Below are 25,660 nucleotides of genomic sequence, written 5' to 3' on the forward strand. Positions count from 1 at the left end.
CGCCATGCGCCACGCCGTGCTTTCCCGCCTCTGCCTTCTGCTCGCCGCGACAGCACTCTGCGCAGCCTGTTCGAACGTGCGCAACGGCTACCGCCAGGACCCGATGGCGTTGGCCTCGCCCGAGGTGGCGCCGCAGGACGACAAGCAGCTCTACGCCGAGCTGATCGCCAAGATGCAGCAGCAGGGCGCGTACTACGCGTCGCTGGCGCACGTGGATGCCTACCGGCAGCGTTACGGCGACAGCCCGCAGTTGCGGCTGCTGAATGCCGATGCTTTGCGCGAAACCGGGCAGCGCGAGGCCGCGCTGGCGATCTACGCCAGCCTCACCAGCGGACCGCAGGCCGCAGCCGCATGGCACGGACTGGGTCTGGTCGCGGCCCGCGACGGCGACGCGGCGCGCGCGGAACAGGCACTGGCGAAGGCCGTGCAGCTGCAACCGTTGAATACCGGCTACCTGGGCGATCTTGGCTTCGCCCGGCTGCGCGCCGGCGACTGGGCGCGGGCGCAGGAACCGCTGGCCAAGGCTGCCGAGCTGTCGCCCGGCAGCGCCAAGGCCAACGCCAATCTGGCGGTATGGGCCCTGCTTCGTGGCCAGAACGAGATGGCCGAGACGATCATGCGCAACGCGCGCTTGACCGACAGTGCCCAGGCCGAAGTGCGCCGGCTGGCGGAACAACTGCGCCAGCAGGCCACGCCTGCACCGTCGGTGCAGCGCGCCCCGGCCAGCGTCGCCGCGGCGGCCCCGGTACCCGCACCCACCGCCCACCCCTCGACCCCATCAGCAGCCCGCCGGGTGGCCGTCGATACCGATCGCCGTACCAGCAGCGATGCGCGTCTGGCGCCATCGATGCTTGAGCGCTTCAGCACCGCCACTCCCGCCAGCGAGAACACGCCATGAGCCAGCTGCGTCGCCTGCCTGTTTGCCTTCTGCCCGTCGGCCTCCTGCTGATGCTGCCGGCCTGGATTTCGCCCGTGCTGGCGCAGCAGGCACCGCTGACCGGACAGATGCTGGGCGGGCAGGATGCCCCGCCGGTCGCCGTCACTGCGCTGCCCGCCGCCGCGCCCGTCCAGTCCGATCCCGGTGACGTGGCGCGCGCACCGGGCCATGCCTCGGGCGTACCGGCCGAGCGTTACGTTCCCCCTGCACCGCCGCCGCGCACCGAGATCGGCCAGACCACCCGCGACCTGCTGCGCCTGCAGGCCGCGGGCACCCACGCCGGGCCGCGCCTGCCGATCCTCGGTGACCAGGCCACCGCCAGCTACGCGCGTTACCTCAAGAGCTTCGAGCACGAGATTCCCGAGTTCCTCAAGACCAGCGTCAAGAAGGACGTCAGCGATACCAACTAAGGAGGGCAAGGCCATGCACCAGTCCAGCGCCCGCGTACCCCCGCCGTCCCGCCGGCGGCTGCGCGGCGGGATGTCGGTCACCATGATGCTGGTCCTGCTCGGCCTGGTCGGCATGCTCGGCCTGGTCGAAGTGGGCTATCTGTACTGGGCCAAGCGCGATGCGCAGAAGGTGGTCGACCTGGCCTCGATGGCCGGCGCGCAGCGGCTGGATCTGTGCAGCGCCGACCGCGGCGACAACAGCGCCGCGCGCGGCAATGCGGCACAGGGCAATGGATTCTCCGGCACCCTGGCGATCCAGTGCGGCAACTGGAACCCGACACGCGGAACGGACGACCACTTCAGCATGACGCTGGATGCGGCGAACCCGCTCAACGCCGTCAAGGTCGTGGCGACCCGCCCGGTCCTGCCGTTCTTCGGCCAGAACACGCGCCTGCCGACGGTCCGCGCGCAGGCGGTGGCGACCCGCGCACCACCGATCGCCGTGTTCTCGGTGGGCTCACAGCTGCTGCGGGTCAATGGCACGACGCCGCTGGGCAACGTACTCGCTCTGGTCGGCGTCAATCTGGACCGGACCACCCTGCTCGGCTATGACGGGTTGGCGCAGGCCAAGGTCACGCCGGGCGGCCTGCTGCAGGCGCTCGGCATTCCGGTCGATGCCAACATCGGCATCGCCGAATTCAACGCGCTTCTCGCCGCGAACCGCGTATCGCTCGGGCAACTGCTGGACGCTACGGCCACGGTGCTGACCCGCAGCGGCGTGGCCAACGTGGACCTGACCGCACTGCGCAATGCGCTCGCGGCAAGGATCGATCTCAACCAGCTCAACGTGCAGCTCGGCAGCACCGATGCCACGAGCGGCCTGTTCGCGCAGGTCGTGGCACCCGAAGGCCCTGCATCGCCAGCGCTGCAGGCCGACATCAGCGCGCTGGACCTGATCACCACCAGCATCAGCATCGCCAGCGGCGGCAATGGCGTCGCGGTGAACAACCTCAACATCCTGGGCCTGGTGCAGACCCGCGCGGCGATCATCGAGCCGCCGTCCATCGCCATCGGCGGCATCGGCACGCGCGCCTACAACGCGCAAGTCCGGCTGAAGATCGATATCGATACCGCCGGCCTGGCCGTGCTCGGCCCGGTGCTGAGCGGACTGGGCATCCGCCTCAACCTGCCGATCTACGCCGATGTGACCAACGCGATGGGGACGCTGGAGGCGCTCAATTGCGGCGCAACACCGCCCACCGCCACGGTGCGGGTGCAGTCCTCGCTGCTGCGCGCCTGTGTCGGCCGCGTCGATGCGGCCAATCAGTTCTCCCAGCGCAACGTCTGCGATACCGGGCTGCAGAACGAGCAGCTGCTGACCCTGCTGGGCGCGCCGCTGGTCACCGACAAGATCTCGCTCGATGCTCTCGCACACGATGAACGCGTCACGCTGGCTGCCGGGGAAACCGCCTCTACCCGCTTCAACCAGGCCCAGGTCGGCTCGGCGGTTTCCGGCCTGGTAAGTGAACTGCTGCGGGTGCTGAGCAACGTGGTTACGCCCGGCAAGCAGGGCAGCACCGATGCCGCCACCGCCAACCGGTTGGCGGATCAGTATCTCAAGGCCGCCAATCCGGGCAACGGATTCTACGACGCCAAGAAAACCATCGAGCTGCTGCGCCATGGCAACCCGGCCCTTGGCATCGGTGCGCTCGGTGATTGGGATGTGCCCAATGGCGTGCCGTTCGCGTGTCCGCCCATCTATCTCACCACCTGTTACCGCACCGGCTCCGTGTGGGACGGGTACAACGCCACGGTGACCGGCGAGGGCATGGGGGCGCTCAGCGGCCTGCTCGGCTCCCTGCTCGGCGGACTGGTCGTCAACCGCTGCAACAGCCTGCTCAGCACCCTGCTCAACTACAACAACTGCGTCAAATCCAATCTCGCCTCCTATCTGCAGACCCGGCCCGGCGGCCTGCAGGACCTGGGCGGCGGCACCGGCGTCACCGATCCGGGCAGCGACCAGGTCCGCTGCAGCGGCCTGCTGTGCCTGGCCCTGACCCCCGTCCTGGAAACCCTGAAGCCGCTGCTCAATGGCGTCGGCACCCTGCTCTCGCAGACGCTGGCGCAGATTCTCGGGCTGGAGCTGGGCAGGACCGACGTGCATATGCAGTCCATCCAGTGCACCCCGGCACAGTTGGTTTATTGACGCCGTGGTGAAGTGCGGACCACGCGATTGTGCGTGCTAGACTCCGGCGGGGACTTAACTTCACCGATAATCCATTCGTGGATGGCCAGAATATGCGAGAGAGAAAAGGGGTAGGTTCCATCGTCACGCACGCGTTGACCGGTGGAATCGTGTTGCTGCTGACGTTGTCCGTCGTACCGCAGGCCCTGGCCGCGCGCGCACCGCGTGCCGAGCCGGCCGCGGAGGCCACACCGCGCCCGGCGCCGGTGGTCCGCAATACCGTGGACGAACTGCGCCAGCTGGTCGACTCCAAACAGCTGACCGAGCTGCGCACGACCTACAACGGTGCCTACGGCGCCAGCCTGCTGTTCAATACCAGCACGCTGAACTATTACGTGGCGCTGTTCCACGAGAAAGACTTCTGGCGCGTGATCAAGACCGATTCGGTCGACAACGCCGAGAAGGTCTACCGCACGTTCGTCGAACAGACCGAACAGCTGGCCCAGGTGTATATCGACACCACCCGCCTGCAGGCCGGCAAGCGTTACACCGAAAACCTGGTCGCCTACAACGCAGAGCGGCTGCGCAGCCTGCAGCAGGAAGCCGAGCTGCAGCGCCAGCAGTCGTTGCAGGTCAGCGCCTCGCTGGAACAGGCCAAGCAGCAGGCCGTCAGCCTGAGCACCGACCTGCGCAGCACCCACAGCGAACTGGACGCGCTCAACCAGCGCATCCAGACGCTGCAGGCGCAGCAGCTGGATCCGGCCCTGTCCCTGCCCTCGGCCGAGTCGGCCACGCCGGATGCGGTGCCGCAGGGCAACCCCGGCAGCCCGTAACGGCATCGCGCGCCCTGCCCCGGCAGGGCACGTCACGGACGGCGCCGATGGCGCCGTCTTCGTTTGCGGTGCAGTACCCTTGGTGGCGCAGACGTACTGCGCATCAGCAAGGAGTGCACCATGCCCGTTCCACGTCCCCGCATCACCGTGTCCGGCCTGCGCGGTGCGCTGGCGTCATCGCGCGCCGGACTCGCCGCGGCACTGGTCGCCGTCCTCGCTGTGCCGGTCGTCGCCGCTGCCCCGGCGCCGCCGACCGCGCCGCCGCTGTCGGCGGAGGCGTCCGATCCGAAGCTGCTGGGCTGGATGCAGGGCGCGCCGCCGCCGGAAGACAAGCGCATCCGCTACACCGACGACGATTATTTCAGTTTCCCCAAGCTGCGCTGGACGGCCTGCCATTTCCGCCAGTTGATGCCCACCGTCGGTGTCAGCCGCAGTGCCGGCGCTGCCCGTGCGCTGCCGCGTCGGCTGGATGACGCGATCGACGCGCTGTCGTTCACGCCGCTCGGCAGCAGCACCCGCATGACCTGGGCCCAGTCACTGCCGGCCAATTACACCGACGGCATCGTCGTGCTGCATGACGGCGTGGTGGTCTACGAACGCTACAGCGGCTGCCTGGACGAACATGGCCAGCACGGCGCGATGTCCGTCACCAAATCGATCACCGGGCTGCTCGGCGAAATGCTGGTGGCCGAGGGCGTGATCGATGAAACCGAGCGCGTCGGCGCGATCATTCCCGAGCTCAAGGACAGCGCCTTCGGCGACGCCACGGTCAAGCAGGTGCTGGAGATGACCACGGCGCTGCGCTACAGCGAAGACTACGCCGACCCCGATGCCGAGGTCTGGCAGTACTCCGCCGCCGGCAGCACCCTGCCCCCGCCCGCCGGCTACACCGGGCCGCGCAGCTACTACGATTACCTGCAGACCGTGCAGAAGCAGGGCCGCCACGGCGAAGCGTTCGGCTACAAGACGATCAACACCGATGCCCTGGGCTGGATCATCGCCCGCCGTACCGGCCAGTCGGTCGCGCAGCTGCTGCAGTCGCGGATCTGGCAACGTCTCGGCGCCGAGCAGGATGCGTATTACACCGTGGACTCCACCGGCACGCCGTTCGCAGGCGGTGGCTTCAATGCCGGCCTGCGCGATCTCGCCCGGGTCGGCCAGCTGCTGCTCGACGACGGCAAGGTGGGTGGCCAGTCGGTCGTACCCGCCGCCGCGATCGCCCGCATCCGCGCGGGCGGCAACACGCAGGCCTTCGCCAAGGCCGGGTATGCACAGCTGCCGGGCTGGAGCTATCGCGGCATGTGGTGGATCTCGCACAACGACCACGGCGCCTACATGGCGCGCGGCGTGCATGGACAGGCCCTCTACATCGATCCCACCGCACGGGTGGTGATCGCGCGGTTCGGCTCGCACCCCGTCGCCGGCAACAGCACGAATGACCCGACCACCCTGCCCGCTTTCGATGCCGTCGCGCGGTACCTGATGACGCAGCCCTGAGCGCGGTTGCCGGCGGCGAGCGGTCAAGCTGAGACGCCGTCGCCTCCGGTGCGCCGATCGAACCGATGCCGGGCGGTCACCGGCAGGCATCATAAACACGGTCATCCATCTGCCGGCTCAGCGCGAGGCTCGGCCGCTGGCCCGCCTTCTGGTATGCCGTCTCCCGCTGGCGCCGCGCCGCGGCGCACTTCACGGGATCGGTGTGGACCGTGATCAGCGCTCCGCGGACGCCCGAGGCCCGTGCCGCGCCGGGGCGCTGCGCACGCTTCTGGCGCGTGGGGGCAGCGTCAGCGCGCCGCCTGGCCTGGAGCTCCTGCCGCAGCGACTCGATATGCATGTCATTGGCCCAGGTGTCCGCAGGCGGCGGCATCTCGCGGATGCGTTCGGTGCGACCCTGGCACGGGGTGGACTGGTAGTGCCGCGCGCCGTCCACCAGGCAGGTGTGAACCTGTCGAGTGGGCGGCTCGACCGTGGTGGCACTCATCATCAGGGTCAGCAACCACGCAGGCATCGCATCGCTCCGTGCAGAGGCATCCAGCATGTCCCGGGGCGGGTACCGCTGTCGTGACCGGCTGCACAATGACCCACCGATGCGCATGAATCGGACACGGAATCAGTGTCTCGCCCTACCCCGATCCTACGGAGTGGCGCCCACGTGCAGCTCGAGCACCTCATCGCCCAGCGCATCGATCTCACCGGTCGGCCGCCAGCCGAGGTAGCGATAGAACCCGTACGAGCGAACCGCCGGATCCGCTGCACACCCCAGGATCAGCCGCGCATGCCCCGCCTCGACCAGATCGGCAATGGCCAGATCCAGCAAGTGCCGACCGATGCCCCGCCCTTCATAGGCCGGCAGCAACGCCAGGACCACGATCTCGCCGCCTTCGCGATCGCCAAAGCAGTAGCCGACCATCCGCTCACCTTCGAGTGCGATATGCCCCGGCAGCGCATCATCACGGATACCGGCCGCCCAGCTGTCTTCCGTGATGCCGAGCTCGGCGAGCTGGGCGGCGGAGAACGCGTTCTCGCGGGTGCGACCGCGCAGGTCGATGCAGGCCGCGGCATCGTCGGGTACGGCGCGGCGGTAATGGATGTGATTTACCATGGCTCATGGATTGCAGTGAGTTCAGGCGGTGAGCATACGCGAGCGCGACCCTTCCGGCCGCATGGCCTCGGATAACGACTTCTGGCGCGATCCCAAGCTGCCGTGGGTCGAGTCACGCCGCGCGTGCAACAGCCGGGCCTGTTACCGCCCGCACAGTCATCCCACCTGGTCGATCGGCGCCGTGGATGCCGGTGAGAGCATTTTCAGCGGCGCACCGGGTGGACAGCACCGCCTTCAGCCAGGCACGTTGGTCATCGTGCCAGCGCACCGTGTCCATGCCTGCAATCCAGCGCCCGACACCGCATGGAGCTATCAGATGCTGCATCTGGATGCGGCATGGATGGCGGCGGTCATGGCTGACAGGCAACCCATCGAGGCAGGGGCTGCAACGGCGCCGCCGATCCGGATTGACCGCAGCGTGGCGCGCTACCGGACGTTCTGCGACATGAATGACCTGCTGTTTTCCGGCGCCGATCCCGCAGAGAAAGAAGCCGCCGTGGTCGCTTTCATCGACGATCTCGAGGTCGCTGCCGGGATTCCGATCCCCGCCCCGCACACAAGCCCAGAGCTGCGCAGGCGACTGCAGCCGGCCTTCGCCCTGCTGGACGCCGCGCCTGTATCAGGCGCATCGCTGGCCGACCTGGCTACATGCACCGGGATGAACCGCTACGCGGTGATCCGTGCGTTTCGCAGCGCCACCGGACTCACCCCGCATGCCTGGCAGCTCAATCGACGGGTCAATGCCGCGCGGGAGCGACTAGGCCGGGGGCAAGCGCTGGCCGACGTCGCCCACGCACTCGGCTTTGCAGACCAGAGCCATTTCCAACGCCTGTTCAAGGCACACGCCGGCATTACCCCAGGTCGTTATCGCCGCTGAGCGCTGCGCAATATCGTGCAATACAGCATCACGCAGGATCGGCACAGTCACACGCCCCGTTGACGCCTGCCCCATGGAACAGTTTCTGCTCGTTGCTGCTGTGCACTTCCTGGCGCTGTTGTCACCCGGGCCGGACTTCTTCCTGATCGCGCGCACGGCGATCAATCAGGGCTGGCGCATTGCCAGCGGCGCGTGCATCGGCGTTGCCCTCGCCAACGGCGTTTACATTGCGCTGGCTTTCTCCGGGGTGGCAGAGCTGCAGTCCGGCAGCGTGCTGTTTCAGGTGATCCAGGTGGCGGGCTCCGTCTTCCTGCTGTACGTAGGCACGCTGTTCGTGCGCCATGCGGGTGCGGCAGCGCTACCATCGATGGCAGAACAGCCGACATCAGCGTCCCCCCATCGCGCCTCATCCAGGTGGGCCCGTGCCTTCGCGCTGGGCGGAATGTCAGCCCTGTTGAATCCCAAGAATGCCCTGTTCTACGCCAGCCTCGCGGCGATGTTGAGCGTACCCGGCACTACTGCGGGTACGCGGGTGTTCTATGGGCTGTGGATGTTCTCGGTGGTGCTGGGCTGGGATCTACTGGTCGCGGGCCTGGTCGGCCGTGCCTCCGTGATGCGACGATTCAGCAGCGCATTGCCGTGGATCGAGCGCCTGTCCGGTGTCCTGCTCATCGCACTGGCCCTGGCGGTGCTGGGCGGGATGATGCTCTGAGCGCCAGCGATACCTGCATCCAAACGCAGCGGGCCCGGCATTGCCGGGCCCGCGAGGCGATTACAGGAAGCGGTAGTCGAACTCCAGCCACAACTGGCGGCCGTACGGATCGTAGTTGCCGACCGGATAGAACGGCCAGCCACCGCCGTTCTTGTCCGCCGGCGGGCGGCTGTCGCGCAGGTTGTTGACGATCAGGCCGAGCGTGGCGTTGTCGTTGAGCTTGCGATACAGGCTGGCGTTGTAGGTCATGTACGGGGCGATGCGGCCGCTGCCGTCGGTCTTCGGCAACGAGCCGTAGCGCATGCCGTACAGCGTGGCGGTCCAGTCGTTGATCGCCCAGGTCACGCTGCCGTTGACCTTGCTGCGCCACTGGTAGGAATCCAGCGAGTTGCGCTGGTCCTGGACCTCGTCACCGGCGAACTGGCGGTAGCTGTGATCGATCACCAGCGAGTACGCCGCTCGCGCGGAGAAGCGACCGTAGCGACCGGCATCCCAGCGCAGGTTCGACTTCAGGTCGATGCCGCGCACGGTTTCGGAAGCGGCGTTGATCGGGTTGATCAGCACGCGCACCACCTGGTTCGGCTGCACCGCGGCATCGGCCGGGTTGCGGATTACCCGGCGCAGCGCGTCCTGGCATTGCGCCGAGCCGATATCGCGCGCGTCGCCGCCCACGGTCTGGCCGAGACGGCAATCCGCTTCGTCCTTGAGGATGCGCGTGGCGTCGAGGTTGGTGACCTCGTCGTCGATGCGGATGTCGTAGTAGTCGGCAGTGAAATCCAGATTCGCCGACGGCGACCAGACGAAGCCCAGGCCATAGGACTTTGCCGTCTCCGGCTGCAGTTGCGGGTTGGCGCCGCTGGTGTAGTCGATCGCCAGTCCGCTGAAGTCGCAGTCGTCATAGGCCTGGCCGGCACTGCGGCAGCGCCAGTAGTCGGTCATGCCGGGGTTGTAGCCGCGCGTTTCGGTCGCGAACACATAGTTCATGTCCGGCGCACGGAAGCTGGTCGCCGCACTGGCGCGCAGCAGCAACGTATCGAACGGGCGGAACTCCAGGCCGGTGCTCCAGGTCGCCTTGCCCAGGTGATCCCCGGCCGCGCGGTACTGGTCGTAGCGGCCGGCGACAGTCGCGGTCAGGCGCTCCAGCAACGGCAGCTGCAGCTCCACGCCGGCCGCATAGCGATCACGTTCGCCACCGGCGGGAATGCCGGCATTGAGGTTCCAGAACACGCCCTGGCCCAATGCCGGGTCGGGGCGGTTGCTGTAGCCCTGGCTGCCGGCCTCGACCACCGCTGCCAGCGCGGCACGGCCGCCGGGCAGATCGAACAGCTGGCCGTTGACGCTGACGCTGGCGGTCTGCAGCCACGCCGCGTTGCGGCTCTCGTAACGGTCCGACAGACCGTCGTACTCACCCGGGGTCAGCGGCTGGTACAGACGTGACGGATCGGGTGCATACACCTCCACGCCGTTGCGGGTGCCCAGCTGCGGACCGAGCAGGTATTCATTGATGCCGACCAGCAGGCCCGGACGCTGCGTCCTGTTCTCATAGCGCGAGCGGCTGTAGGCCGCTTCGTAGTCCCAGTCCGAGCCGCCGATGCTGCCTCGCGCACCAACGTTGAACGACCACGACTGCTCCAGGAAGCGGTTGGCGTTGCGCTGGACGCCGCCGATCTCTTCCGGCGCGAACCGCCGGTACCAGCTTTCCAGCTGACCGCTGCTCTGGTTGTAGAAGTAGTTGCGCGAAGAGGTCCAGCTCGGCGCACGCGTGTTGTTGTAGATGCGCGCAGTGCCGATGGCCGCATCGGCGAACAGTTCCTGGCGATCGTTCAAACGCCAGGTCACGGCGCTGTAGGCATCGATGTTGCGCTTCTCGGTCTGCACGGTCCAGAACGTCGGCGAGGCTTCATTGCTGCCGCAGTACCAGCCCTGGCGCGGGTTCTGCGCGCGGAACACACTGCCGCCGTACAGCGTGCTGGAGGCATCGCACCCGTCGGTGCCGGGATCGATGTAGTTGTTGGTGGACGCGTTGCGGCGATAGGCCACCGCCGTTGCCAGCGGGTCCACGCCACGCGGGTCGTCGGTCAGCGAGTCCATGAAATCGCGCTGCGAGCCGTAGATGGCCTTGCGGTTGGCGATCTCCAGGCCGAAGATCGCGTCCCACTGCTCGCCCGAACCGCCGCCCACGGCCTGCAGGCGCTGGTTGTCACCGCCGCCCTGCTCGGTGGTGCCGGCGCGGACATTGATGCCGACGCCGTCATAGGTTTTCTTGAGGATGATGTTGACCACGCCGGCGATCGCATCCGAGCCGTACACCGCCGACGCACCCCCGGCCAGCACTTCGATCCGGTCGATCAGCGCACTCGGGATGTTGGCCAGGTTGACCACGTTGACCGAGCCTTCGTAAGCCAGCGGGTAATCGGACTGGCGGCGGCCGTTGACCAGCACCAGCGTGCGGTTCGGGCCCAGGCCACGCAGATTGATCGTATTGGCCGCCGGGGTGAAGGTGTTGCCGAAGTCCTCGCCCTGCACGTTGCCGGTGTTCTCGGTCAGCGCGCTGAGTGCTTCGAAGGCGCTGCGATAGCCCTGCGCCTCGATCTGCTCCTGGGTGATCACCGTTACCGGGGAAGGGCCTTCCACGCTGGCGCGGGGGATGCGCGAGCCGGTGACCGTGACCGCATCGAGCTGGGTCGGCGCATCGGCGGCGTGGACCAGGGAGCCTGCGCCAAGCAGGGGCAACAACGACAGAACCAGGGCCCGCCGACGCAGCGGGCGATACAGCACAGACATGCAGAATTCCGGTAAAGAGCTACGTCCCGTCGCGGGCAGGCCCGTGCCGGAGCGTAGTGAGGAAGGGGCCGTGATTCTGCTGAACAGGCGGAAAAGGTGGAAATGACCGCCCGGGATATGCTTATCGATATTTCGCCTAAGCAACGAAAAACGGCGGCCCTGCGGCCGCCGTCTGCGTGACTTCGCGTGCGCCTGGGCTCAGGCGTCGGCAGGCAGTGCGCTCTGGCGGTTCACCAGCGCGCTGAAGCGTGCCAGCGAGCTCAGGTGGTGATGCACCAGCGCCAGCCAGCCGTTGCGGTGCCAGGCGACCACGGTGGCATCCGGCAACGCGGCGAATTTCTCCACGTCCACGACCTGGAAACCGTTGATCGACATCTGCCGGCCATCGGCCAGGGTGACGTCGATATTGCGGTCGATCAGCAGGCTGTTCTCGATCAGGGCAGCAGTGAAGCGACGGGTCGCATCATGCTCGCGGGTGTAATCGCCGCAGAAGCGCATGGCGTTGTCGACCACCTCGGTCGCCTTGCCATCCTGGAACAGCGGCAGGCCGTCCTCGCTCTGGCCCTGGTTGACCTGCCGGGCGGCCGAGTCCAGCGCGAGCACGTACTCGTCCTGCTCGCCGGCCTGCATGAACACGAACGGGTAGCGACGCACGTAGGCGGGCACGTAGCTCTGCTCGTCCCACAGGTCATTGGCAACGAACAGATTGCGCTGGGCCAGACCGACGGCCACCAGCGGCATCGCATCCTTGCCGGTGAAGATGATCGGGTAATGCTGGGCCAGCGAGCCGAACTCGCCGATCACGGCGGGGATCGCATTGGTATCCGCAGCAAAATGCGCGGTGTCGGGCACCAGGCGCCAGGCGGCATGCAGATCCGAGCGCAGCGGCACGGGCGCTTGGTAGAACAGCGGACCGGTGGCCTGGGACGGCGCAGCGGCGGGCGGAGTCGTGGTTTCAGCAGTCATGGAATCAGTCGGATACGACGCGCCAGTCAGCCCGGGCGCGAAAGCGGGAACCGCATTGAACGGCCACTATAACGTGCCACGTCCGCGGTTTTTGTTTCAATCGTGCGATCTGCCACGCCTCACAGCACGCCATCCAGCGGACCAGCCGCGCCGGTCAGCACGGCGCACGCATGGTCCTGAAGTTCCTCGCCGCTGGCCTTGTTGCCGGCTGCCAGGTCCAACCGGGTGGCCAGCAACACGAAGCCGGGCGCGCCGGCTGCATCGGTCCGTCCCGCCACCACCAGCGACCAGTTGCCGATATCGGCGGGGTCGGACAGGTGAGCGGCCAGCAGGCGCACCGGATTGGCGGTGAGCTCGGCACCCGGCAGCTGGCGGGCCAGATAGGCATGTCCGCGCAGCGGCTCCGGCAACGGCTGCCAGTCGCTGCCGATGGCAGGCTGCAGCCGGCGCAGCTGGCCCAGGACATCCGCGCGCAGGCAATCCACGTGGATGTGCAGCTGGTGCTGGGAGCGGCCATGCGGAGAGTTCAAGGCCAAGCTGGCCACATCGCGCGGCAGCGCCCGGCCCAGTGCCTGCTCGGTGTGGCTGCGGGCCGCCCAGGCGGCGGCGAAATAGTTCGGCGCACCGGCCCTCAGCAGCGCCGGGCTTTCGATGCCCGAGACCCGGTCCAGGGGCAGCAGCAGAAATTGATAGTGGCCATGCGAGTCCTTCAGCAGTACATCGCGGCGATGCGCCTCGGCGGCTACCGCCAGGCAGCTCCCGCGCGGCGCTGCATCGCCCGCGCAGTCGCGCTGGATGATGCCCCACAGCGCGTCCGGATTGGCAGGCAGTTTGGCGGGCGGTGCGGCCGGCGGCCGGGCCGGCGTGGCGCAGGCGGCCAACAGCAGCAGCGCACAGGACAGGGACAATCGGGCGATCACGGACAGGCTCGGACAAGGAAACAGGCCCGCAGCAGCGATGCCGGCGGGCGGGCGCGATTGTACCGTGCCGGTTCTGTCGCTTCCGTGTCAGTACGTGCTGTAAGGCACCTCGACCACCACCGGCGCGGCCGGTGCCGGCGGCTGCAGGGTGTAGCGATCCAGCGCACCATTGTCATCGGCGAACCGCTGCGACTGCGCCTGCAGCCGGTAGCGGGTGGCGCCAAGCTTGATGCTGCCGCCCTCTTCCAGCGCAGCACCCGCAGGCAGCAGCAGACCGCCGAGGTCGCTGTAGCCGCCGCCGTCCTGCGAGAAGACGTGGTCGACCAGCTCGCCCTCGCGCGTCATCGCGAACACATGCGGGTCGCCGTGCCGGCGGTTGTAGTCCTCGTTGCCAAGCAGGTCGGCGACCCAGACCCCGGGCAGCCGGTAGCGGGTTTCCAGCGCGATCGCATCCAGGCGCTCACTGTCGACCACCAGGCAGCACACCACCTGCTTGTTCTCGCGGTCGAGGATCGCGAAACGCTCGCCCTTGGCGACCTCGCGCGGCAGGATCGCAAACGGCTGGTTGCGCAGGACCGGCTCGGCGCCACTGGCCGAATGCAGGTTGCGCCAGCCACCGAAGACCGGCGCGTCCGGCTCGGCCGCAGCGGCGCTGCCCGCCATCGTCATTCCCAGTGTCACGATCAGCGCGGCCGTGATCTTCCTGCTCTGCATGTTCTACTTCCGTTGGTTGATCTGTCGCGGCGACATCGCCGGACCTCATAGGACCGCGACACTATGCGCCAGCGGCATGGCCGCGGGCAATCGGGTCCGCTCAGCCGATCACGATGTAGTCACTGACCAGGGTGATCCCGCGGTGCGCACCGCGCTCGAGCTGCACATGGCGGCCGCCGACCTGGTCGATGGCGATGCAGTCATCCACCTCCAGCAGCGCATCGGTATGCGGCTTGAACCAGCTGGCATCACGCAGGCCCTTGGCCTTGCGCTTGGCCTCGTCGACATCGGTGGCGACCAGCAACCGGTAGTCATGCGCCTCGCCCAGCGCGCCCGCGGCGTACCCGCCGAGATTGAGGAAATACAGCCGCGGCGCGCCCGCCGCCGGTGCGACATCGGCAAACCGCACCTGGTACTCCTCCACCCCATCCACCGCGAGCCAGCCATCGACGTGCAGCCCCCTGCGTTCGCCGAACCAGTCCTGGCGCAGCTGCGGGTAAGCCTCCTCGATGGCATCGACATTGGCGAAGGCCACGTCGTGCACCTCGATCCGGGCCCGGGCATGCCGCCCGCCAAGCATGAACACGTGCAACACCCGCGACTCCCGGCCTGGCCGATTCTGAGATGAGCCAGTGTAACGCCCAGGGCGCAGCGCCCTGCCCCCGTGCGCCGACCCGGCTGCGTCGAACGGTCGCGGGGCGGCCACCACGCGACGATGCGTGTGGCGGTGGTATGGTCGGCGCCTGACCCCGCAGGAGCGACCCGATGGCATCCCTTTCCCGTTACCCCCTCGCCGCGATCATGCTCGCAGGCACCCTGTCGCTGACCGCCTGCGTCAGCTCGCCAGGGCCGGAAATCAAGGGCCCGGGCCTGTGCAAGGCCGACGAACTGGGGTGGGCCATCGGGCAGCCGGCCGACCAGACGAACATGCGCAAGCTGCTGCTGCAGAGCGGCGCCGGCCTGATCAACCCGATCGGCCCGGCCACGATCACGTCGCGCGACCTGCGCCAGGATCGCCTGCGCGTGTTCATCGACAAGGACAACGTGATCACCGCCGTCCGTTGCGAGTGATTCCCCGCAGGTAGAGCCACCCCATGGGTGGCTGCTCTGAAACCTGCGATACGCCGGCACAGCCACCCATGGGGTTGCTCTACCCGTGGGTGGTGCAGTCGCAGCTGCCCCAGCCGCGCGTCTTCGCGGTCTGGCCGATGCCGGGATTGAACATATTGCTCGGATCCAGCTGCTGATAGAACGCCGCCAGGGCCGGCTTGGCCGGATACAGATGGCCCACGTTGTGTTCGGCCGGGTACTCGGCGCCCCGCGCGTCCAGCAAGGTCCACATGGCATGCTCGATCGCCAGCGGATCTTCGCCTTTGCGCACGATGTAATCCTGGTGGAACACATGGCAGAAGAAGTGCCCGTAATACAGCTTGCCGGCCAGCTTGGCGTCGATGGCCGCCGGCAGCTGTTCGACCCACGCGCGGTCGTCGCGCCGCAGGGCCACGTCCAGCGCCACGATGTCCTCGACCTCGCGCCGATGGACTTCGCGGTACCGCACCGCCGCGCCGGCGACGGCGAACCGATGCAGGAATGCCTTGCGGCCCTCCTCGGCCGTGCATTGGAAGAAGTCCCCTTCTCCATCGGCGAAGTGATTGCGCAGGAAAGTCTCGGTCGCCGAGGCATCCACCGCTGACACCTTGAGCAGCAGGTGGTGCTCGTAGCGATCCCGGAACTGCCGCATGCGTGCCGGCAGATGGCCGGGCAGGCACTGCATCGCAAGCTGGATCACCCGGTCGGTGACCCCGCGCAGGCCCAGGCTTTCGAACCAGCCATCGACCCGGCTCTTCAGCGCGAACGCCGCCGGCACCCGCGCGGTGCCGAAGCGGTCGATCAGCAGGAAGGTGTCCTTGCCGTAGCGTTCGCCGATGTCGTACGCCTGGCGGTGCAGGTACTCGCCGGAGATGGGCAGGCGCTCGAAGGCAGTCAACAGGTGGCGACGGATCGCGGTGAGGTCCTCCATCGCATTGCTGCCGATGTAGAACACCTCGCCCGGCTCGCGCGCGAAGGTGTCCAGGCGCACCGCGAACACCGCCAGCTTGCCGGCCGAGCCCGAGGCTTCGTAATGCCGCGCGGGATCGGCGTTGTAGCGGGCCGGGGTGGCCGCATCGACCTGGCGTACCTGCTCGGCATAACGCGGATCGGAGGCCGCGCGGTCGTTGTCGTTGTCCACGTCGGCAGCCGCGTAGTCGCCGCGCTGCAGCCGCTCCAGGATCTGCTCGGGGGTGTCCCCCAACGCGATGCCGAGATGGTTGACCAACTGCAGCTGCCCATCCGCGTCGACCTGGGCGAACAGCGCCATCTCGGTATAGGCGGGCCCGCGCCGCACCAGCGAACCACCGGAATTGTTGCAGACCCCGCCCAACACCGAAGCCCCGATGCACGATGAGCCGATCACCGAGTGCGGTTCGCGATCCAGCGGTGCGAGCATCTTCTCAAGCCGGTCCAACGTCGCCCCCGGCAGGCAGACGACCTGGCGGCCCGCGTTGATCAGCTGCACGCCGGTCAGGCGCAGCGTACTGATGATCACCACCGGGCGGTCATAGTCCGCGCCATCGGGCGTGGAGCCACCGGTGAGGCCGGTGTTGGCCGCCTGCATGATCACAATGGCGTTGGCCGCCACGATCGCCTGCAGGGCGTACCACTGCTCCAGCAGCGTGCCCGGGCGGACGACCGCCAGCACCGGGCCGTCGCCGAAGCGATAGCCCTTGCGGAACCGCCGGGTCGGTTTGTCGCCGGACAGGACGTGCGCATCGCCGACGATGCCGCGCAGCTGCGCCAGCAGCGCCGCCGTGCCCTGGGATGCACCGCTCACGGCGCGACCGCGAGGCGACGGGTCGCGTCCACCAGCGAATCGCGGCTGATGTCGGCGATGGTCTTCGCGCCGGTGAGCGTCATCGCCACGCGCATTTCCTTGGCCATCAGGTCCAGCAGGTTGGCCACGCCGGCCTCGCCCTGCGCCGCGAGGGCATACACGAACGCCCGGCCGAGCAGCACGCTGTCCGCGCCCAGCGCGATCATGCGGACCACGTCCAGACCCGTGCGGATGCCCGAATCGGCCAGGATCTTCAGCTCGCCCTTGACCGCATCGGCGATCGCCGGCAACGCCCGTGCGGTGGAAAGCACGCCGTCCAGCTGGCGCCCGCCGTGGTTGGAGACCACGATGCCGTCGGCCCCGAAGCGCACGGCGTCACGCGCATCCTCCGGATCGAGGATGCCCTTGATCACCATCGGGCCGGTCCAGAACTCGCGGATCCACTCCAGGTCTTTCCACGAAATGGAGGGATCGAAGTTGTTGCCCAGCCAGCCGATGTAGTCGGCCAGACCGGTCGGGCTGCCCCGGTAGGTGGAGATGTTGCCGAGGTCGTGCGGGCGGCCGAACAGGCCCACGTCCCACGCCCAGCGCGGATGCGTGACCGCCTGCAGCATGCGCCGCGCCGACGCGTTCGGGCCGCTCATGCCCGAGTGCGCATCACGGTAGCGCGCGCCCGGCGTGGGCATGTCCACGGTGAACACCAGGGTGGTCACGCCGGCAGCCTTGGCCCGCTCCAGCGCATTGCGCATGAAGCCGCGGTCCTTGAGCACATACAGCTGGAACCACATCGGCCGGTCGATGGCCGGCGCCACTTCCTCGATCGGGCAGACCGAGACGGTGGACAGCGTGAACGGAATCCCCCGGCTCGCCGCCGCCCTCGCCGCCTGCACTTCACCGCGGCGCGCGTACATCCCGGTCAAGCCGACCGGCGCCAACGCGACCGGCATCGCCAGGCGTTCGCCGAACAGTTCCGTTTCCAGGCTCAGGTCGGACATGTTGCGCAGGATGCGCTGGCGCAGCGCGATGTCGGACAGGTCCGCGACATTACGCCTCAGGGTGTGCTCGGCATACGCGCCGCCATCGATGTAGTGGAACAGGAACGGCGGCAGGCGACGTTGCGCCGCTGCGCGGTAATCGGTGGAGGCGGAAATGATCATGGGTCAACCGTGGGAAGAAGGAAGCCGTGACGCGCGGGCGCGGCGGGCTTCGTTGTCGTCGAGCGTGCGCAGGGAGGTGTGCACGAATTCCAAGTGCGCGTGCGCGGCGGCACGCGCGCGTTCGGGGTCGCCGGAAAGCACACCGTCCATCATCTCGCGGTGCTGGGCCGACAGCGGCTCGAAGGTGCGGGCGGAGGTATAGAGCTTCTCGCGGCTCTGCGAGATGTTGGTCTGCAGCAGCTCGAACAGGCCGCGCATGACCTGCAGCAGCACCAGGTTGTGCGAGGCCTCGGCGATGGCCAGGTGGAAGGCCGCATCCGCCTGCGCCTCGCCGGCCGGATCGTCCTTGCCGTGCGCGGCCATCATGGTCTCGAAGGCCTGGCGGATCCTGGCGCGGTCCTCGTCGGTGGCCCGCAGCGCCGCATGCCAGGCGGTCGCCCCTTCCAGCGCGTGGCGGATTTCCAGCACGTCGAAGCGGTATTCCGGGTCGCCCTGGAACAGCGGCAGGTACGGCATCAAGGGCTCATCGATGGTCTGCCGGGCGCGGGCCGCCGGCTCGCTCACGTAGGTGCCGCCGCCGACGCGCGCGCTCAGCAGGCCCTGGCTGGCCAGCTGCGCGATCGCCTCGCGCAGCGCCGTGCGCGAGACCCCCAGCTGCACCGCCAGGGGACGCTCGGCCGGCAGGCGGTCGCCGGGCTGCAGGTTCTGCTCACGGATCAGGCCACGCAGCTGCGCGGCCACCTTGTCGGACAGGCGTTCGTTCTTCATGGCGCCATTGTCGCCCGCGTCGCGGGCGATGGGGTCGATGCCGGTGGCCGGGATGCCGCGCATGGGCTCAGGGAATCATCCAGGTGAGCCAGTAAGCCTGCACCGTGGTGATGATGCCGACCATCACGGTGAAGATCAGGCTGTGCTTGACCGTGAAGCGGAACAGGTCCGACTCCTTGCCGGCCAGGCCGACCGCCGCGCAGGCAATCGCGATCGACTGCGGCGAGATCATCTTGCCGGTCACGCCACCGGTGGTATTGGCCGCGACCAGCAGCACCTCGGACACGCCGATCTGCTGGGCCGTGGTCGCCTGCAGCGCCGAAAACAGCGCATTGGACGAGGTATCCGAGCCGGTCAGGAACACGCCCAGCCAGCCCAGGAACGGCGAGAAGAACGTGAACGCCTTGCCGGTATGCGCCAGGGCCAGTGCCAGCGTTGCCGACAGCCCGGAGTAGTTGGCGATGAAGGCGAAGGCCAGCACCATGCCGATCGAGTAGATCGGGATCTTGAGCTCGTTGGCGGTTTCCCCGAACGTGCGCAGCGCCGCGGCCGGGCGCATCTTCAGCAGCACGATCGCGATCACCGCGCCGAGCATGATCGCGGTGCCGGTGGCCGAGACCGCATCGAATTTGTACACCGCCTCGTAACCGGTTGGCACCGGCACGATCGGCGGCATTTTCTGCACCAGTTGATCCAGCGACGGCACCGGAATCTTCAGCACCCAGTGTTCCAGCGCGCCCCCAGCGGCGAACAGCGCCTTGAACGGCTTGACGCTCCAGATCGTGACCATCGCGGTCAGGATCAGGAACGGCGACCACGCCTTGACGATCTGGCCGGCGGAATAACGCGGGGCTTCACGTGCCTGGGCAGCCGCCTCGGCGCTGGTTTCGGTATCGAAGCGGAAGATCCGCACCGGTGTCCACCTGCGCAGGAACAGGGTCAGGCACACCAGCGAGGTCAGCGAGGCGGTGATGTCCGGCAGCTCCGGACCGATGAAGTTGGAGGTCAGGTATTGCGCGATGGCAAACGAACCGCCGGCCACGAGCACCGCCGGCCAGGTTTCCTTGACACCGCGCCAGCCATCCATGATCGCCATGATCCAGAACAGCACGATGATGGTCAGGAACGGCAGCTGGCGCCCGGCCATCTGACCGATCTCGAAGGCATCCAGCCCGGTCACCTGCCCGGCCACGATGATCGGAATGCCCATCGCGCCGAAGGCCACCGGCGCCGTGTTGACGATCAGGCACAGCCCGGCCGCATACAGCGGCTTGAAACCCAGCCCGACCAGCAGCGCGGCGGTGATCGCCACCGGGGCACCGAAGCCGGCCGCCCCTTCCAGGAACGCGCCGAACGCGAAGCCGACCATCAGCATCTGCAGGCGCTGGTCTTCGGTGACCGAGAGGATCGAGGCGCGGATGATGTCGAACTGGCCGGTCTTGACCGAGACCTTGTACAGGAACACGGCGCCCAGAATGATCCAGGCAATCGGCCACAAGCCGTAAACGAATCCAAAGCCCGCCGCCGCGAACGCCTGCGACAGCGGCATCCGGTAGAACAGCAGCGCCACCGCCAGCGCGATGGCGACGGTGATCGTGCCGGCGAGCCAGCCTTTCATGCGCAGCACAGCCAGCGCGACGAAGAAGAAGGCGATCGGCAGCAGCGCGATCAGGCTGGACAGCCAAAGGTTGCCAGCGGGGTCATACAGTTGTTGCCAGGCCTGCATCGGCGGATCTCATCAAGACGGACAGGGGTCCGCGCGGTCAGCACCGCGCGAGCCGAGAACGCTCAACCGGCATTATTGGTATGACCAATAATTGGAGCGCCCGTTGAAACTGCCCGCATTGAAACGCCAAACGCAGGACGAGCCTATTAGACCATAGGTCTAGGCTCGCTTATTGGTATTACCATTTAGCAGCCGCAGTCGCTGGAGCGCCCCTTGAGCTCGACCGAGTTGCCGTCGGGGTCGCGCAGGCGCAGCGACAGCCCATCGCCCTCCGCGCCGTAGTTCCGCTCGGCCGGGCCGGTCACCTCCACCTGGTGCCCCTGCAGATGCAACCGCACCTGTTCGGCATCGAACGGCTCCACGCGCAGGCAGACATGCTCGACATTGCGCCCTTCCCGCCCCGGCCCCGCGCCACCTTTCAGCCCCAGAGGACCGTCGACACTGATCAGATCGATCAGCGACTCACCGGCATGCAGATGCACCATGCCCAGTGAGGGGCGCTCGCGCGCGACCGTGCAGCCCAGGATGTCGCAGTAGAAACGCACGGCACGCGGCAGATCCTGCACGCGCAGCACAACGTGATCGATGCGTTGGATCTCGAAGGGACGTTCGCTGCTCATGACGACTCCAGTTTCTTGGCGATACGGCTGAACACCACCAGCACGATCAGGCACAGCACACTCACGCCGACGGCGATCACGTACTCGCCGATGCCGACCGCGATTCCGATCGCGGCGGCCATGATCAGCGAGCTGGCGGTGGTCAGGCCGCTGACCTGGTCATCGCGCGACCCCCGCAGGATCGTGCCGGCAGCAACAAAGCCGACGCAGGCCACCACTGCTTCGATCAGACGCACCGGGTCGACCTGCAGGAGGTCGCGATAGCGCTCCTCCTGGAAGTGCTCGGCGATGCTGTCGCCCAGGCCCACGATGAGGGCCGCCGCCCCCGCGATGAGCATGTGGGTGCGCAGACCGGCGGCGTGCTTGCCCATCTCGCGCTCGATGCCGAGCGTGGCGCCCAGCAGCATGGCCACGGCGATCCGCAGCAGGATCGATAGATCTTGTTCCAGTCCCATCCGCGTCTCTCATCCGGCGATGGAGGGAGCGTCGCAGACAGGGGCGTCTGGGCACCGTGAAGCCAACGGCAGGCCAGGGTGAGCCTGCCGTCGCAGGGCTTACTGCGCCAGGTAACCGCCATCGATGGCGTAGTACGTGCCGGTCGCAAAGCCTGCATCGGCGCTGGCCAGCCAAGCCACCAGCGCGGCGACTTCTTCCGGCTTGCCCAGGCGCCCCAGCGCATGCCTGCTTTCCAGCGCCTGCTTCACCTTCGGGTCCATCTTGTCCAGCAGCGGCGTGGCAATGAAACCGGGGCCAACCGCGTTGATGCGGATGCTGTCAGCGGCGTGCTCCCACGCGGCCGTCTGGGTCAAACCGACCACACCGTGCTTGGCCGCGACATAGGCCGCTGAATTGTTGAACCCGACCTGGCCGAGGATGGAGGCCATGTTGATGATGCTGCCGCCCTTGCCCGCGCTGCGCATCGCCTGGATCTGCGCGCGTTGGCACAGGAACACGCTGGTGAGATTGACGTCGATGACGTTCTTCCAGCCCTCCACGGGATAGTCGCCACTGGTGGCCGACGGCCCGCCGATGCCGGCGTTGTTCACCGCGATGTCCAGGCCGCCAAGCTCCTGCACCGTCCGCTTCACCGCGGCCTCCACCGCCTGCTCGTCGGTGACGTTCAACGCGATGCCGATCGACTTCACGCCTTTCCCGCGCAGCGCCTCGGCCGTCTTTTCGACAGCGTCGGCCTTGAGATCCCAGACCGCCACCGCCGCGCCGGAATCGGCCAGCAGCTCGGCCACGGCCAGGCCGATGCCCGAGACGCCGCCGGTGACGATGGCGACCTTTCCCTTGAGCTGATAATCAATCATCGCGTTGTTCCTCATGTTGGAAAAAGGCTGCGGGCCATGCCTGCCCATGCCTCGACCATACGCCGCGAAAACGTTACAGAACGTGCACAGCGTGCTCCGCAACAATCCTTCCCATCGCTGCAACGCACCCGGGCCTATGCTCGGGGTCGTATGCCCACCTCCTATCTTTCATCCGCCAACGGCGGCAGCCCTCCCCCAAGGTAAACCCATGACAGAGTCCAGTGACGGCCAGTTGTTCTCCCCCACCCGTCTGGGGGCCATCGACGTCGCCAACCGCGTCGCGATGGCACCGCTGACGCGCAACCGCGCGATCCACGACCGCATCCCCAATCCGCTTGCCATCCAGTATTACGAGCAGCGCGCCAGCGCCGGCCTGATCATCGCCGAGGCCACCCAGATCAGCCCGATGGGCCAGGGCTACCTCGACACGCCCGGCATCTACAGCCAGGCGCAGATCGACGCCTGGAAAAAGGTCACCGATGCGGTGCATGCACGCGGCGGCAAGATCGTGCTGCAGCTGTGGCATGTCGGCCGCATCTCGCACACCAGCCTGCTGCCCGAGGGCGAAATCCCGGTCGCACCGAGCGCACTGCGTGCCAACACCAAGACGTTCACCGCCAACGGGTTTGAAGATGTCTCCGAGCCGCGTGCCCTGCGCCTGGACGAGATTCCCGGCCTGATCCAGGACTTCCGGCAGGCCGCGCGCAACGCGATCACCGCCGGCTTCGACGGCGTGGAAGTGCATGCCGCCAACGGCTACCTGATCGACCAGTTCCTCCGCGATGGCAGCAACCAGCGCACCGACGAATACGGTGGCAGCATCGAGAACCGCACCCGCCTGCTCGATGAAGTGGTCCGTGCGATTGCCTCGGAAATCGGCGCCGAACGCACCGGTGTGCGCCTGTCGCCGGTGACGCCGGCCAACGATGCCGCCGACTCCAATCCGCAGCCACTGTTCGAGCGTGCCGTCGAACGCCTGGATGCCATCGGCCCGCTTGCTTTCATCCATGTGATCGAAGGGGCGACCGGCGGCCCGCGCGACAACATCGCCTTCGACTATGCCGCCCTGCGCGCCAAGTTCACCGGTGCGTGGATCGCCAACAACGGCTATGACCAGGCACGCGCGGAAGCAGCGGTGGCGTCCGGCTATGCGGACATGATCGCCTTCGGTCGGCCGTATATCGCCAACCCGGACCTGGTCGAGCGCTTCCGTCTGGGCGTGGCGTTGTCCGATCTCGACCAGGACACGCTGTACGGCGGCGGTGCGCACGGCTACACCGATTACCCCAGCGTTTCCGGCTGATCCGCGCGCCGTTACCGGACGCGCATCGCATCGGTCACATCGCCGCCGGCAAGCACCGGCAGCAGCGCCCGGGGCAGCTTGCAGGGGCGCGTGGGCACACTGTCCACGCGCCACCCGCGCCCGAGCAGGACGCCCTTCCCCTTCGAGGGTGGGCCATTGCCGGGTGCCGGACAGCTGATGTCACTGAGCAGCACCTGTCCGTTGCGATCCAGCCATTGCTGGACGAAGTACTCGCCATCGGCAAAGCGCATCGTCCCGAGATTCAACTGAGTCAGCGGCTGGCTTTCCACATCGCCCTGCCAGGTAGACTGCAGTTCCACACCACTGAACAGCAGGCGTCGCCGCAGCAGCACCTGGTGGTTGGCATCCAGCAGGACCAGTTCCTCATCGCCGCCGTCCAGATAGCGGCGCGTCCAGGTGCGGTCCGTGCCCCAGGGCAAGATATCGAAGCTTTCTGGCGGCACCGGTTCGCTGCCATCGGCCAGCATCATGCCCAGCTTCCCGTCCCGGCGGAATACCACGCGGTCAGCGTCCATGCGCACCACAGCTTCGAAGGGACGACCCACGATGCGGCCATGCGCGAGGTTGTACAGGTGGTTGACGCCGGCGCCCTGCTCCCGGAGCAACAGCAACGGCGGGGTGACGTGGTTTTCGTCGATGGCCATCTCGGCAGGCACCGTGTAGGCCGTGCGGCCATCCCACCACAGCCGGGGTGAGGACTCGTCGCCGAACCTTCCCAGCAATCCGCTGCCAACGGCATCGAACCGGGTCACGTTTGAAGGCGCAAACATCAGCTTTCCATCGCAGTCCAGTACCGCTGCGGTCTCGGTATCGGTGGGATGGCGCACGCGCCATGGCGGTGCCTGCCGCTGTTCGGCATCGGGCTCGTCCAGCACCACTGCCAGCGCGGCCGGGGCGGCGGTGGGCGGGTGGGTGCCCTCCTTGTCCAACACCTGCCAGCGGCCACCGCAGTAGTCCAGGCGGACGTTGCCGCGCTGTGCGGCAAAGTGTCCATCGGCCATCAGCCAGCCGGGCTCGGGCGTGTCGTCGGCGCTGCCGGTAGCGTGCCGGTGGACCTGCTCGGGCCAGTCGCGCCGCCCTGCGGTGCCGCCGTACTGGCGGTAGCGGGGATACAGGCCATCCTGCTGGTAGCGCGCGATGTCGGTCGCCCTGCCCTGTGCATCCACGCGCCGCCACAGCTCGCCCTGACGCAGCCACCAGCCACCGTCGCTGACCGGCAGCAGTGCGTCGATATCATCGGAGAACAGCGTCGTGCCGTCTTCCTCCAGCACGTTGCAGTGCTCAGGCACCTGGACACTGCAGGCCACATACACAGCGCGGCCGGCGAACGGTCCGGCGACCCACTGGAACTGGCGCTCGTCCAGTTCCATGACCGGGCGCCCGTGCAGGTCATGGAAGCGAAGCGGACCGCGTCGGGGATTCCACAGCACGCGATCGGGCGCCGCCAATGGCACCCACTCGCCATCGTTCAGTGCAGGCAGGCGCACCTGGCCCAGCGCATCGACCACGCCCCAACCGCCGGTGGGGTCTCCGTCCGGCTTGATGAACGCCTTCCACAACGGATCCCCGGGGGCGGCCTGGCGCAGCACGAACTGTTCCTGGTACTCGGTGTAGCCGCGGTCCTCGCGCAGCAGGCGGCCTGCATCGTCATACCACTGTTGCGGCGTGGACGTGTGCTGCGCGCGCATCCAACGGTTGGCGGAGAGGCGCTGCATGCGCGCGCCATTGGGCGGTACCAGCAGGCGGCCATCGACGGACACCAGCGCCTCGGCGCCGAAGCTGTTGCCCAGCACGGTGAACGACTGCGCCTGCGCGCCGCCTGCCAGCGACACCAGCGCGGCTACCACGAACATCCTTTTCATCGGTCACATCGTACAAAGCGGAGTTGCACGCTACCGCCTGTCCAGGGACGATGCAATGCAACCGGCGCGACCCCGCACGCGGCGTGCCAGCGCAGCCGC

The 25,660-nt window shown here is 67.7% G+C and carries 24 protein-coding genes; 9 read left to right on the forward strand and 15 right to left on the reverse strand.

Features of this window, described 5'->3' with window-relative positions:
• Nucleotides 1–4 precede the first annotated feature (4 nt).
• The 5 genes from AB9O74_RS03720 (at nucleotide 5) to AB9O74_RS03740 (ending at nucleotide 5,841) form a co-directional block, all read left to right on the forward strand.
• The gene (locus AB9O74_RS03720) at nucleotides 5–898 is read left to right on the forward strand and encodes a Flp pilus assembly protein TadD (protein WP_369348475.1); all 894 of its coding nucleotides are present in this window, start codon (nucleotides 5–7) and stop codon (nucleotides 896–898) included.
• Nucleotides 895–1,347: a DUF3613 domain-containing protein gene (locus AB9O74_RS03725; RefSeq protein WP_369348476.1), complete on the forward strand. Its 453-nt coding sequence runs from the start codon at nucleotides 895–897 to the stop codon at nucleotides 1,345–1,347. Before AB9O74_RS03720 ends, AB9O74_RS03725 begins: the two co-directional genes overlap by 4 nt.
• A gap of 13 nt (nucleotides 1,348–1,360) precedes the next feature.
• Nucleotides 1,361–3,532, forward strand: coding sequence for a TadG family pilus assembly protein (locus tag AB9O74_RS03730; protein ID WP_369348477.1), 2,172 nt, complete (start codon nucleotides 1,361–1,363; stop codon nucleotides 3,530–3,532).
• Between the two features lie 92 nt (nucleotides 3,533–3,624).
• Nucleotides 3,625–4,344, forward strand: coding sequence for a DUF2968 domain-containing protein (locus AB9O74_RS03735; RefSeq protein WP_369348478.1), 720 nt, complete (start codon nucleotides 3,625–3,627; stop codon nucleotides 4,342–4,344).
• 120 nt (nucleotides 4,345–4,464) lie between these two features.
• Entirely contained in the window at nucleotides 4,465–5,841 is a 1,377-nt protein-coding gene (locus AB9O74_RS03740; protein WP_369348479.1) for a serine hydrolase domain-containing protein, read from the forward strand.
• 76 nt (nucleotides 5,842–5,917) lie between these two features.
• On the opposite strand, the gene AB9O74_RS03745 is transcribed toward AB9O74_RS03740, so the two are convergent.
• Together AB9O74_RS03745 and AB9O74_RS03750 are read right to left on the reverse strand one after the other, a co-directional pair.
• The gene (locus AB9O74_RS03745) at nucleotides 5,918–6,352 is read right to left on the reverse strand and encodes a hypothetical protein (protein WP_369348480.1); all 435 of its coding nucleotides are present in this window, start codon (nucleotides 6,350–6,352) and stop codon (nucleotides 5,918–5,920) included.
• Nucleotides 6,353–6,478: 126 nt separating this feature from the next.
• Nucleotides 6,479–6,946 (reverse strand): N-acetyltransferase family protein, encoded by a 468-nt coding sequence (locus tag AB9O74_RS03750; protein ID WP_369348481.1) that lies wholly within the window; start codon nucleotides 6,944–6,946, stop codon nucleotides 6,479–6,481.
• Nucleotides 6,947–6,974: 28 nt separating this feature from the next.
• Here AB9O74_RS03750 and AB9O74_RS03755 point away from each other — a divergent pair, with 28 nt between their 5' ends.
• Nucleotides 6,975–7,823 carry an AraC family transcriptional regulator gene (locus AB9O74_RS03755; RefSeq protein WP_369348482.1) on the forward strand — a complete coding sequence of 283 codons (849 nt, stop codon included), beginning with the start codon at nucleotides 6,975–6,977 and terminating at the stop codon, nucleotides 7,821–7,823.
• 73 nt (nucleotides 7,824–7,896) lie between these two features.
• A complete protein-coding gene (locus tag AB9O74_RS03760; protein WP_369348483.1) occupies nucleotides 7,897–8,535 on the forward strand; it encodes a LysE family translocator in 639 nt (212 codons plus the stop codon).
• Between the two features lie 60 nt (nucleotides 8,536–8,595).
• Here AB9O74_RS03760 and AB9O74_RS03765 read toward each other — a convergent pair whose 3' ends face one another.
• From AB9O74_RS03765 to AB9O74_RS03785, 5 genes are all read right to left on the reverse strand, one after another.
• A complete protein-coding gene (locus AB9O74_RS03765) occupies nucleotides 8,596–11,319 on the reverse strand; it encodes a TonB-dependent receptor plug domain-containing protein (RefSeq protein ID WP_369348484.1) in 2,724 nt (907 codons plus the stop codon).
• 198 nt (nucleotides 11,320–11,517) lie between these two features.
• Nucleotides 11,518–12,285, reverse strand: a complete 768-nt coding sequence (locus tag AB9O74_RS03770; RefSeq protein WP_176988726.1) for a SapC family protein — start codon at nucleotides 12,283–12,285, stop codon at nucleotides 11,518–11,520.
• 119 nt (nucleotides 12,286–12,404) lie between these two features.
• Nucleotides 12,405–13,193 carry a CDP-diacylglycerol diphosphatase gene (locus tag AB9O74_RS03775; protein ID WP_369348485.1) on the reverse strand — a complete coding sequence of 263 codons (789 nt, stop codon included), beginning with the start codon at nucleotides 13,191–13,193 and terminating at the stop codon, nucleotides 12,405–12,407.
• Between the two features lie 99 nt (nucleotides 13,194–13,292).
• Nucleotides 13,293–13,919, reverse strand: a complete 627-nt coding sequence (locus tag AB9O74_RS03780) for a decarboxylase (protein ID WP_369348486.1) — start codon at nucleotides 13,917–13,919, stop codon at nucleotides 13,293–13,295.
• Between the two features lie 100 nt (nucleotides 13,920–14,019).
• On the reverse strand, nucleotides 14,020–14,514 hold the full coding sequence (locus AB9O74_RS03785; protein WP_369348487.1) for a DUF1543 domain-containing protein: 495 nt from the start codon (nucleotides 14,512–14,514) through the stop codon (nucleotides 14,020–14,022).
• A gap of 170 nt (nucleotides 14,515–14,684) precedes the next feature.
• Here AB9O74_RS03785 and AB9O74_RS03790 point away from each other — a divergent pair, with 170 nt between their 5' ends.
• Entirely contained in the window at nucleotides 14,685–14,990 is a 306-nt protein-coding gene (locus AB9O74_RS03790) for a hypothetical protein (protein ID WP_346477457.1), read from the forward strand.
• 79 nt (nucleotides 14,991–15,069) lie between these two features.
• Here the strand turns inward: AB9O74_RS03790 and dld are convergent, their stop codons facing one another.
• The 7 genes from dld to AB9O74_RS03825 all read right to left on the reverse strand — a co-directional run bounded on the left by dld (nucleotide 15,070) and on the right by AB9O74_RS03825 (nucleotide 22,375).
• The gene (gene dld, locus AB9O74_RS03795; RefSeq protein WP_369348488.1) at nucleotides 15,070–16,791 is read right to left on the reverse strand and encodes a D-lactate dehydrogenase; all 1,722 of its coding nucleotides are present in this window, start codon (nucleotides 16,789–16,791) and stop codon (nucleotides 15,070–15,072) included.
• Nucleotides 16,788–17,948 carry an FMN-dependent L-lactate dehydrogenase LldD gene (gene lldD / locus AB9O74_RS03800; protein WP_369348489.1) on the reverse strand — a complete coding sequence of 387 codons (1,161 nt, stop codon included), beginning with the start codon at nucleotides 17,946–17,948 and terminating at the stop codon, nucleotides 16,788–16,790. Before lldD ends, dld begins: the two co-directional genes overlap by 4 nt.
• Before the next feature lie 3 nt (nucleotides 17,949–17,951).
• On the reverse strand, nucleotides 17,952–18,716 hold the full coding sequence (gene lldR, locus AB9O74_RS03805) for a transcriptional regulator LldR (protein ID WP_354273660.1): 765 nt from the start codon (nucleotides 18,714–18,716) through the stop codon (nucleotides 17,952–17,954).
• A gap of 67 nt (nucleotides 18,717–18,783) precedes the next feature.
• A complete protein-coding gene (lldP, locus tag AB9O74_RS03810) occupies nucleotides 18,784–20,442 on the reverse strand; it encodes an L-lactate permease (RefSeq protein ID WP_369348490.1) in 1,659 nt (552 codons plus the stop codon).
• 185 nt (nucleotides 20,443–20,627) lie between these two features.
• The gene (locus AB9O74_RS03815) at nucleotides 20,628–21,062 is read right to left on the reverse strand and encodes a VOC family protein (RefSeq protein ID WP_369348491.1); all 435 of its coding nucleotides are present in this window, start codon (nucleotides 21,060–21,062) and stop codon (nucleotides 20,628–20,630) included.
• On the reverse strand, nucleotides 21,059–21,517 hold the full coding sequence (locus AB9O74_RS03820) for an MgtC/SapB family protein (RefSeq protein ID WP_121037036.1): 459 nt from the start codon (nucleotides 21,515–21,517) through the stop codon (nucleotides 21,059–21,061). Before AB9O74_RS03820 ends, AB9O74_RS03815 begins: the two co-directional genes overlap by 4 nt.
• A 99-nt stretch (nucleotides 21,518–21,616) precedes the next feature.
• Nucleotides 21,617–22,375, reverse strand: coding sequence for an SDR family NAD(P)-dependent oxidoreductase (locus tag AB9O74_RS03825; protein ID WP_369348492.1), 759 nt, complete (start codon nucleotides 22,373–22,375; stop codon nucleotides 21,617–21,619).
• Nucleotides 22,376–22,583: 208 nt separating this feature from the next.
• Here AB9O74_RS03825 and AB9O74_RS03830 point away from each other — a divergent pair, with 208 nt between their 5' ends.
• Nucleotides 22,584–23,678 (forward strand): alkene reductase, encoded by a 1,095-nt coding sequence (locus tag AB9O74_RS03830; protein ID WP_369348493.1) that lies wholly within the window; start codon nucleotides 22,584–22,586, stop codon nucleotides 23,676–23,678.
• An 11-nt stretch (nucleotides 23,679–23,689) separates the two neighbouring features.
• On the opposite strand, the gene AB9O74_RS03835 is transcribed toward AB9O74_RS03830, so the two are convergent.
• Entirely contained in the window at nucleotides 23,690–25,561 is a 1,872-nt protein-coding gene (locus AB9O74_RS03835; RefSeq protein ID WP_369348494.1) for a hypothetical protein, read from the reverse strand.
• Nucleotides 25,562–25,660 lie beyond the last annotated feature (99 nt).

This window comes from Stenotrophomonas sp. JAG2, from assembly GCF_041080745.1.
Classification (GTDB): Bacteria; Pseudomonadota; Gammaproteobacteria; order Xanthomonadales; family Xanthomonadaceae; genus Stenotrophomonas; species Stenotrophomonas maltophilia_AA.